The sequence below is a fragment of the Leptospira adleri genome (genome assembly GCF_002811985.1).
Lineage (GTDB): Bacteria > Spirochaetota > Leptospiria > Leptospirales > Leptospiraceae > Leptospira > Leptospira adleri.
In genome coordinates, this window is record NZ_NPDU01000113.1 from 1 (window position 1) to 10,096 (window position 10,096).

Below are 10,096 nucleotides of genomic sequence, written 5' to 3' on the forward strand. Positions count from 1 at the left end.
TTTCCCTTTCCGAAACGTCGAGGCCGCCGAGCGCGTTTCCAAGAAAGGATTTTTTAGTAACCGATACCATCAGAGGTGAAAATTCTTCGCGGAGAGTTTTGATTTTTCTCAGAACCTCGAAGCTGATTTGAAAGTCCGGACTCAGAAAAAAACCCATCCCAGGATCAAAGATCAATTGATCCCGGGAAATTCCGGATTCTAACATTTCCTTTTTTCTTTCATTAAAGAATAACCGAATCTCCTCGATTACGTTTTCCACTGTTAGGTGAGAAGTTTTTTCAGGTCGATTGGAATGATTGTGAGAATACATCAGGACGAACTTTCGATTCGTACCGGCGAATTTCGAGGCTTCGAAGATCGATTCCTTATCCACGAATCCTCGTATATGATTGATAAATTCCGCGCCGGCTTCTAAGGATTTTCGAATCACTTCCGGTTGAAACGTATCGACGGAAACTCGTATTTTTTTTTCCGCCAAACTCGGAATCAATTCCTTCATCCGTGTCCATTCGATATCCGGTCCGACCAAGCCGGAATGGACGTTGGAAGATTGAGCTCCGATATCGACTACGTCCGCGCCTTGCGAAAGCAGAGATTTCACTTTGTCTTGAGAGGCGGAAAGCGTAAGATATTTTCCGCCGTCCGAAAAAGAATCCTCGGTAATATTGAGAACTCCGAAGATTACCGGAGAATGTGGGGAAGAATTCGGGTCCTTGCTAGTTTCCATCTTTAAAAACTCTCGTTCAAGACCGATACTTTAAAGGAGATCCCGAAATTAAACTAAAAACGGCCCCTCTTCGATTTTCTTTTTGGAGCGATTCATGCGTACTTTTTCTAAATTCTTTTTATACTTATTGATCTGCGGTTTCTCTTCTCTTTTTTCACAGCCACTTCCGGACTTACCCGAAAAACAATTCGGGCCGCCGCTCAACACACAGAACGACGAATACAATCCTCTGATCAGTCCGGACGGAAAGTACATCGTATTCCAATCCAATCGTCCCGGAGGTGAAGGTGGGATGGATATTTGGATTTCTGAGAACGTTCAATATTTAGATAAGGAAGTTCCGGCGGAATGGACGAAACCAGTGAACATGAATCAAAACATTCGGGAAGAATTAAGACGCGCTTCCACGGCAGGCGTTCGTAAACCGAATCTTTTCAATTCGAATGCGTTCGAAGGAGGAATCTCGATTCTTTTCGACGCAAATCAGGCGCCTTCGGAAATTTATTTTACATCGACTCTCAATCCTTCCGTCGCAAGAACTGGCTTTGAAGGTTTGAACATCTATCGTACGATCAAGGATAAAAAAACCGGACGTTGGAGCGATCCGGAACATTTGAGTGAGATCAATTCCAACTTCAACGATAAGATGCCTTCGATTTCTCCCGATGGAAACTTTTTGATTTTTTCCTCGGATCGTCCGGGAGGTTACGGAGATTTCGATCTTTGGATATCGGTTCGTAATAAGAAGAATGGAACCTGGTCCCAACCGAAAAATTTAGGCTCTCCTTTAAACTCTTCCGAAAGTGAAATTCTTCCATTTATCCACCAAGACGGGGAACAACTTTATTTCAGTTCCAATCGGGACGACGAGAGAAAGAAATTTAAAATTTACAGAATATTTCTTAGATACAAATCCGCGTTAGACAACTTGCTCGAAGACGAAGAAGACACAGAAGAAACAGCCGAAGTTAAAACCGCCGATTCCATAATTCCTAAAGTGGACCAGTCTTCGCTTTTTCTTTTACCGAAACCTTTTAACTCCGAAAAGTGGGAAGGCTTTGACAACGAAGGGATCAGCTTTGATCAGGATGGAATCTGGGCTTATATTTCCTCTAATCGAACCGGCGGCGAAGGTCAGTTCGATATCTATCGATTTCAAGTTCCGGAATCTCTTCGAAATTCTTACAATCTTAACTTCAAGGGTCTGGTTTTAGACGGGTCTGAAAAAACGATGATCGGACTCGATTCCACTCTGAAAATTTACGATGGGAGTAAGCCAGCCGTCGTCATCACTTCCAAAAGAATCGGCGGAGATCTAACAAAGGGAAAACCGTCTAACTTTGCGGCTACGCTTCAAACGGGAAAAATTTATAAGATAGAAATCAGCTCGCCGGGTTTTCATCCTCAAGAAGATATTCTAGACCTTCGCGGTAATATTGGGAAGAATCGCAAGGTTTATCGGACTTATGTCTTACTTCCGATTAAAACGGGAGAGGGGAAGACGGAGGAGACGACGAGAGCGGAAGAAGCTCCCGTTGCGAATAACCAGCAGACCGTAGCCTCCGGATTGAAAGTGTTGGTTGTCGATGAAAAGACTAAAGAAATTCTCCAAGATGCAAAAGTAACGCTTTTTACACCGATTAATCGCAAAGGGGAAACGCTTCCGCAAGAATCCGATAAAAAATCCTTTGTAGTAAATAAATTGCCCGATTCCGATTTCGAATTATTCGCGATCGCGCCTAAATACATTTCGGAAAGCGTAAACATCAGTCAAAAAAATATTTCCAAAAACGGAACCGTTACGATTTTTCTTAAAGCTGAGAAGGACGTAGATCCGATCTATAATCTACGCATTTATTTCGAATTTAATAAAACAAAAATCACGGATGAGAATAAAAAGTTATTAAATCCTCTTGTAGACTATCTGTTGAAAAATGCGTCCGATAAAATTGAAATTGGGGGACACACGGATAACGTTGCCTCTAAGGAATACAACACGAGGTTAAGCGCCAAAAGAGCTCGTAACGTTTATGAATATCTAATCTCGAAAGGAATTTCAGATAAAAGAATCAAAGCAAGAGCCTATTGGTATTCGCAACCGGATGCAGAAAATGAAACAGAAACTGGAAGAGCAAAAAATAGAAGAGTTGGTTTTAGAAAGCTCTAAGGAGTTTTCATGAACGTAATGTATCAAAAATATTTACAGGCCCCTCGTTCCTGGGAAACCATCGAGGACCTGAATAAGATAAAATACATCCTTAAGGAATACATTCACTTTCAAGGATTGCTGGTAAAAGAATCCCCTTTTCACCAAGAGCTGAAACCGATCGAAATAAGAGAGGACGGCTCGTTTGTCTTCCCAGTGGATACTACTCTTACGAATATGGACGACGAACTCGTACTATACAGAACTCTTTCAAAACATATCGAAATCGGATTTCACGTAATGGAAAAAAACGATTCTCAAATCGTTTGCAAACCGGTTTTCGCTAAGATAGCCAAGACTCAAAGAATGTCCCCTCGCATAGAGGGACTGATCGGTAAAGTCGTCGCTCACAAATTTCTAATACCGCGGAAAGAATTAGAAATCAGTAAAGTATTAGGTACTTCGGGACAGATCATCCTCAACGACCTTAATCGTAAGATAAAGCAGATCTATCCGAGCGCGCATTTGGTATTTAATTCTTCTGAAGAACTTTCACCTGAGGAAGAATTGGTAAAAAAACATAAAAAGCCGATCTACATCAGCGACACAAATACGATGTCATCGGAAGTAGCGGACGATCTCGCCGAATTGGAAATTCTCCCTATAAAAAAAATGCTCCAGGAAGAATTGATCTTAGAAGAAAGAATTCGTTTTTTCAAGAGCGGCAAAGTTCGCTCCCTTTTGATTTTTCCAATTCTGTTTAAAAGCGGCGGCGAATCTCAGATTTTCGCGATGGGAGTAATCGAATCCAGCGATGGCCCCGTTTCTGAAAAAGTTGTTCCTCTCTACTTGGAAATGGAAGAAATTTTCAATTCCAGAATGGGCGATTCGAATACAAAGGCATTGGATATAAAACAAAATGTCCTCAACATATCGGAAGGCGGAATTCTTTTAGAAGTTACCGAATCGCAGTTGATCGAGTCTTTTTTGCACAAACCTTCGTTCACTGCGGACATTACATTTAAGATGCAAGCCCCGTTGCGCTTTGCTTTTCATATCCGACATATTTTCCAGGTCGGAGAAATCTACCACGTAGGCGCAGAAATAGTTGGCTCCAATGATGCTAAGGCAAATATGACTCTATTGAAGAAAAATATGAACTTCATTAAGACTCAGTAATTTGCCTTGGAAAATCAGAAGAACTTTTTAACCACAGCCCCTTATAAGGGAACCAGAGACTTTTACCCGGAAGAGATGCGTCTTCGCAATTGGATGTTTTCCGTAATGCGGGAGACCGTGTTGTCTTTCGGTTATCAGGAATACGACGGTCCTATCTTAGAATCTTTCGATCTCTACAAAGCCAAAAGCGGCGAAGAAATCGTTGAACGACAATTATATGATTTTATAGATAAGGGCGAAAGAAGAGTTGCAATTCGTCCGGAAATGACCCCGACCCTCGCAAGAATGGTAGCCGGAAATCTCCGCAACTTACCTCGACCGGTTCGCTGGTTTTCCATTCCTAATTTATGGCGTTATGAGCAACCGGGCAAAGGAAGGCTTCGAGAACACTGGCAGTTAAACGTCGATCTTTTCGGAGTTGATACGTACCGAGCGGAACTAGAGATTTTACTCATCGCCGATTGCATTCTGAAAAAATTCGGAGCTCCTGAAGGAAGTTACCAGATTAAGGTTTCCCACAGAAAGCTCCTCGATAGTTTTTTGAAAATTACTCTGAAGCTGAACGAAAATCAGGTTCACGGCGTTTCCAAACTTTTGGATAAGAAATCAAAGATAACCGCGGAAGTTTTTGAAGCCGAAATCAAACCCCTTTTGAACAACGCTCCAGAACAACTTCCTCTCATTGAAACTTATCTTTCTTCCACTTTGGATAATGTTTCTGAGATTCCTGGGATCGACTCTGATTCCATTTCTTTCATTCGAAATCTATTTCAAGAATTAGAAGAATTAGGAGTTGGTAAACAACTTACCTTTGACCCTTCGATCATCAGAGGATTCGATTATTACACAGGTTGTATTTTCGAAGTCTTCGATACAAATCCCGAAAATAGAAGATCTCTCTACGGCGGAGGGCGATACGATAACTTGATCGGGTTGTTTTCCAAAGAACAACTTTCTGGAATCGGATTCGGTTTGGGAGACGTGACTCTTAAGAATTTTCTCGAAGGTCATAATCTAATTCCCGAGCTGGGAAGACAAACTACCGTATTTCTTCCGATTATGGACGAAGCTTTATTTTTGGAAACTTCCAAGCTCTCTAAAGAGCTTCGTGAGAATGGAATCCTCACCGAAACGATGTTAGATTCCGCAAAAATAGGAAAACAAATTCAAGTCGCGGAAAAAAAAGGTTATCGTTATGTATTGTTCCTAGGAGAATCGGAAATCGCATCGGATTCCGTTCAAATGAAAGATCTGGTTTCCGGAGAACAAAAAAGCCTGCCTAGAAAAGGGCTTTGCGAAATTCTTAAAAAAGACTTTCAACTTTGATACAAATCGTAGATAAGATCGACTTTTCACTTTCAACTTGGATCCGTGCAAATCTGCACAATCCTAAGTTGAGTCATATTCTTTCTAAGATCAATCGCGGAGAAGTTTTCCTCCTCATTCTTCTGCCCTTTCTTTTTCTAAAACAAGATTTGCCTATCGCTTGGTATTGGGTGCTTCTATTTACCGGCGTTGTAACCTATGCGAACGACCGATTCGTTTTATTCTTAAAAAAGTTAATAGCGAGAAAGAGACCGTTGATTACGGTCGCTGGAAAAGTAGATTCCAATCCGGATATGAAACATTCGTTTCCTTCCGCGCACGCAGCGAATTCGATGACTGCGGTTTTAATTCTCGTATTCTTGTTTAAATTTTCTCCGGCCTTGATTTTGATCAGTTTCTTAGCCGGATTCGGAAGGTTGCTTTCTCTCCATCACTTTGTAAGCGACGTGATCGGCGGATGGATCATAGGATCCATCTTCGGAGTAGCGGGATTATTTCTTGGAAGCGCTCTTCTTAGGTTTTGCTGCGCCTGATTTCGATCCAAGTGCATCCAATGTCAACTTGTGTCTGATTTCCCCGCCGTGAGTGATCGTCGTCGAGGAAAGAATTTCGTCGTTCAGGTCCAAATTGATTTTCTTTTCCTTAATCAATAATTTCAAAAAATTCAAAACGTTTTTGCTGAACATCTTCGACGCATCGTTCGGAATCGATCCCGCAAGATTTTTATGACCGATCACTGTGACGCCTTTTGGAGTTATTACGTTTTGACCGTGTTTTGTATATTCACAATTTCCGCCCATGGAAGAAGCAAGGTCGACAACTACGGAACCGGATTTCATATTATCCACGATTTTCTTAGTGATTAGAAGAGGAGCTTTTCTTCCGGGAATCAACGCAGTCGTAATGATCACATCCGCTCTTTGAGCAAATTTATCAATGGCTTCTTGCTGGCGTTTTTTGTATTCTTCGGTTTGTTCTACCGCATAACCGCCGGCTGCCGCAGAATGTTGAGCGCCTTCGACTTCTACGAACTTCGCTCCAAGAGACTGAACTTGTTCCTTTACTTCGGGTCTTGTGTCGAATACGTCCACTACTGCGCCCAATCTTCTGGAAGAAGCAATCGCTTGAAGGCCGGCAACTCCAGCGCCGATGATCAAAACGGAGGCAGGAGTAATCGTTCCGGCTGCAGTCGTAAGCATCGGAAAAAATCTAGCTAAATGAGAAGCGGCCAAAAGAACCGCTTTGTAACCGGCGACGGTAGCTTGAGAAGAAAGTACGTCCATTGATTGCGCTCTCGTGATTCTCGCAATAGCATCCAAACTTAGAACATCCACTTTTTTCGATGCGAGTTTCTGAATCGTCTGCGCGTTCATCGCAGGTTGAAACATTCCGAGATAAATCGTTCCCGGTTTAATTTTAGCAAGCGTTGCGGGATCTGCAAGATGTAGACTTACGATAATATTAGATTTACTGATGATATCTTGGCGAGATACGAGACTGGCTCCCGCTTTTTTATAGTCTTCATCATGATAATAGGACTGCTCTCCCGCTCCCTTTTCAACCAGAACAGTAGCGCCGATTTTCTTAAGCGCATCAATGATGTCAGGAGTTACGGATACTCTTGTTTCTTCTTTAGCTTCTTTTAGAATTCCAATATTCATAATTTATTCCCGGTGATAAATAGCGCGTTCCGGACGCGTTTCGTCAAAGTACGTCCAGATTTTCTTCGCGTAAATTTAATCCAAGTTATTTTTAAAGTATTCGATCGTTTTCCGAATTCCGTCAACGAGCGCAACCTTTGGCGCGAAATCCAATCGTTGTCTCGCTAAGGTTAGGTCGGGTTTTCTACGAGCCGGGTCATCCTGAGGCAGAGGTTTACGAACGATCTTGGAGGAAGAACCCGTTTCCTTTAGGACCAATTCGGCAAGTTCTCTCACCGTAAATTCTCCGTCGTTTCCGAGATTGACCGGACCCGAAAAATCATCCGTGTTCATCATCCGAATGATCCCGTCGACAAGATCGTCCACATAACAAAAAGATCGTGTTTGCTCTCCGTCTCCGTAAATGGTTATGTCTTCTTTCCTAAGCGCTTGAACTATAAAGTTACTAACTACTCGTCCGTCGTCCGCCAGCATCTTCGGACCGTAAGTATTAAATATTCGGATTACACGAATATCCACCTCGTGATTTCTCTGATAATCAAAGCATAAAGTTTCCGCTACGCGTTTTCCTTCGTCGTAACAACTGCGTATGCCGATTGGATTTACATTTCCCCAATAGGTTTCTTTTTGCGGATGCTCCAACGGATTACCGTAAACTTCGCTAGTAGAGGCTTGCAAAATTCTCGCTCCCACTCTTTTTGCAAGACCAAGCGTGTTCATCATTCCAAGTACGTTTGTCTTAATCGTTTTTATCGCGTTCGATTGATAATGAACCGGACTAGCAGGGCAGGCCATGTTGTAAATCTGATCCACTTCCAGTTTGATCGGGTCCGTCACGTCGTGCCTGATAAATTCGAAACTAGGATGTTTAAAAAGTTCTTCTATATTTTTCTTTCTTCCCGTGTGCAAGTTATCGAGACAGATAACTTCGTTACCCTCACTTAATAATCTGCTGCAAAGATGGGATCCGATAAAGCCGGCTCCGCCGGTGATAAGTATTCTTTTTTTGCTCATTGTTCTTCTTTTTCCAAAAATTCGGCGGGCAAGGGTTTTCCGTTTAAGTCGAGCCCCTTGCTGAAAAACCATTCCATGACTTCGGGAGTTACGTCTCCCGGAAACGGTGATTCTGCATTTACGCCTTCGGGAAAGTGGAAAGAATCCTCTTCTTGTAAGAATTCCGAATCTTGTGTTTTGGTTTGGAAAACTTTTTTCACCGAGACGAATATGATGGATAAGCTAAAAAAAGACCAGAGGAGGGCAATCAAATATCCCAAGACGATCACTGATTTCGGAATGCTTTGGGAAGAATTTGCACCCGTGATCCACATCGCCATAATTCCTGCGTCGGTAAAAACGATGTTTCCGGTAAAATCCAATAAGTCGTATAAACTATAGAGCGTGATACTCGTTCCGATAAAGACCAATATAAAATGATTTATCTTAAGATTAAAGAATCCGAGCAAAACAAATCCAAGACCCCAAAGAATTCCGGTGTACTGGGCAAGATTGCCGGGCTTCGAGTAGGAAATCGTCATAAGAAGCAGGATCGCACCGAACGAGATCAAAGTCGGTCGAATCATCTTGCCGGAAAACCCGCGGTTCAAAAGAAAGCCGCCGATCAAGCACGAACCTAAATATCCGGCGGACACCACGAAGATAAAAGAGCTCTTACCCGAACTCGGAATTGCAATCGTCTCCCCGGATTCGTTCCCGTGGAGTTCGATTGCATGTACGGTTCCTCCGGTTAACAACGCGGCGATCGCGTGTCCGATTTCATGAATAAATACGATGAAGTCTTTGAGATAACGAACGAGATGATGATCCCAAAAAGAAAATAACGTAATTGCAATCGAAATAAAAATCGTCAGTCTTAAGAATCGATTCTCCACGATTAAAATATCGGCAAAATTCTATTTTAAGAGAAACAAAATGATCCCCTGATCGAGCTTAATCTATTAATTTATTTTAGAATTCAACTGGTCCTAAAATGTCTGAGAATGTCCTTCAACTTGATTGCTTTATGGACCGACTCGTCCACGGTTAACTTTATCTCTTCGGAAGTTTTTGCTATCGACTCGGAATTCTCCGCGATATTCTGCATAGACAACGCAATCTCTTCCGAGGCAACTTTTTGAAACCGAGAAGATTCCGTTATGGTCTCTCCGAGTTTGTTCACCTGATCCGTGTTCTTTCGTATCTCGTTTAATTTTTCGGCTTGAGCCGCTAAGGAAGCGGTAACTATGGTTGCGGAAGAATTCACTTCGCCAATGTAATCGGTTAATTCTTTGACGATCGATAAAGATTCCTGAAATTTTTCGGCTCCAAAGTCCACGGCCTTAGTTGTGTTACCGATAAGACTCACAATGTCCTTGATGGAATTTCGGGTTTGATCGGCAAGTTTGGAAATTTCTTCCGCTACTACGCTAAAACCTTTTCCCGCTTCTCCGGCCCTTGCGGATTCGATCGAAGCATTGAGTGCAAGTAAATTTGTTTTTTCCGATATGGAAGTGATAATTCCGATGATTTTGGAAATCCCGTTCGAATATTCTTTGATCTCGTCCATCGCAAGAATCGCTCTGCCAAACGTATCTTGACTTTGAGACGCCTTTTGTTTCACTGAAGAAGTTTGAGTGGAAAGGTTATCCATCGATTTAGAAACATTTTGTATGGATTCGTTTACCTTTCCGATGCCTTCATTGATAGCGGTCAGCCCGGAAGATTGAAACTGGATCGACTTCACAATCTCTTCAAGAGTGGAGGATAGCTCATGAGAGGCGGACGCCGTCTCTTCAACGGAAGTCGCCTGAGAATGAGTGTTCGCCTGGAATTTTTCGGAGGATACGGAAAGATACTTATAAAGTTCGTTGTTCTTTTCAAAATTCTCTTTAATCTGAACAAGTAAACCCCAAACGCTAATCACCAAAACCCGAAGTGTGGAATAGATTTCAGCGACTTCGGAATATTCCCTTCTTGCGGGAATTTCTTTAAGAAAATTTCCCGCGACGATTTCTTTTTGAATCGTGATAATCTCTCTAATTCTTTTTCTATATCCGAAAA

The 10,096-nt window shown here is 42.2% G+C and carries 9 protein-coding genes; 4 read left to right on the top strand and 5 right to left on the bottom strand.

Translation table 11 applies throughout. The annotated features are described in order from the left end of the window. Positions 1–727: dihydropteroate synthase (gene folP / locus CH376_RS22895; RefSeq protein ID WP_100788491.1), on the bottom strand; the 727-nt coding region annotated here is incomplete at its 3' end. Between the two features lie 94 nt (positions 728–821). Between folP and CH376_RS22900 the strand changes: the two genes are divergently transcribed. From CH376_RS22900 to CH376_RS22915, 4 genes are read left to right on the top strand one after another with little or no spacing between them, the layout of a single operon-like run. Then, positions 822–2,894, top strand: coding sequence for an OmpA family protein (locus tag CH376_RS22900; protein ID WP_100788492.1), 2,073 nt, complete (start codon positions 822–824; stop codon positions 2,892–2,894). 9 nt (positions 2,895–2,903) lie between these two features. Then, positions 2,904–4,052: a DUF1577 domain-containing protein gene (locus CH376_RS22905; protein ID WP_100788493.1), complete on the top strand. Its 1,149-nt coding sequence runs from the start codon at positions 2,904–2,906 to the stop codon at positions 4,050–4,052. Positions 4,053–4,058: 6 nt separating this feature from the next. Continuing rightward, the gene (gene hisS, locus CH376_RS22910) at positions 4,059–5,378 is read left to right on the top strand and encodes a histidine--tRNA ligase (RefSeq protein ID WP_100788494.1); all 1,320 of its coding nucleotides are present in this window, start codon (positions 4,059–4,061) and stop codon (positions 5,376–5,378) included. After that, positions 5,375–5,911: a phosphatase PAP2 family protein gene (locus tag CH376_RS22915; RefSeq protein WP_100788496.1), complete on the top strand. Its 537-nt coding sequence runs from the start codon at positions 5,375–5,377 to the stop codon at positions 5,909–5,911. The genes hisS and CH376_RS22915 overlap by 4 nt, the downstream gene beginning before the upstream one ends. On the opposite strand, the gene CH376_RS22920 is transcribed toward CH376_RS22915, so the two are convergent. The 4 genes from CH376_RS22920 to CH376_RS22935 form a co-directional block, all read right to left on the bottom strand. Next, positions 5,870–7,039, bottom strand: coding sequence for a Re/Si-specific NAD(P)(+) transhydrogenase subunit alpha (locus CH376_RS22920; RefSeq protein WP_100788498.1), 1,170 nt, complete (start codon positions 7,037–7,039; stop codon positions 5,870–5,872). The genes CH376_RS22915 and CH376_RS22920 overlap by 42 nt on opposite strands. Before the next feature lie 75 nt (positions 7,040–7,114). Beyond that, entirely contained in the window at positions 7,115–8,053 is a 939-nt protein-coding gene (locus CH376_RS22925; RefSeq protein WP_100788499.1) for a UDP-glucuronic acid decarboxylase family protein, read from the bottom strand. Next, positions 8,050–8,928, bottom strand: coding sequence for a M50 family metallopeptidase (locus tag CH376_RS22930; protein WP_100788501.1), 879 nt, complete (start codon positions 8,926–8,928; stop codon positions 8,050–8,052). The genes CH376_RS22925 and CH376_RS22930 overlap by 4 nt, the downstream gene beginning before the upstream one ends. A gap of 83 nt (positions 8,929–9,011) precedes the next feature. Continuing rightward, on the bottom strand, positions 9,012–10,096 hold a 1,085-nt coding region (locus CH376_RS22935; protein ID WP_243398313.1), incomplete at its 5' end, for a methyl-accepting chemotaxis protein.

Coding starts and splice junctions, on each gene's coding strand:
- CH376_RS22900 (WP_100788492.1), top strand. CDS start 822: ATGCGTACTTTTTCTAAATTCTTTTTATACTTATTGATCTGCGGTTTC.
- CH376_RS22925 (WP_100788499.1), bottom strand. CDS start 8,053: ATGAGCAAAAAAAGAATACTTATCACCGGCGGAGCCGGCTTTATCGGA.
- CH376_RS22920 (WP_100788498.1), bottom strand. CDS start 7,039: ATGAATATTGGAATTCTAAAAGAAGCTAAAGAAGAAACAAGAGTATCC.
- CH376_RS22905 (WP_100788493.1), top strand. CDS start 2,904: ATGAACGTAATGTATCAAAAATATTTACAGGCCCCTCGTTCCTGGGAA.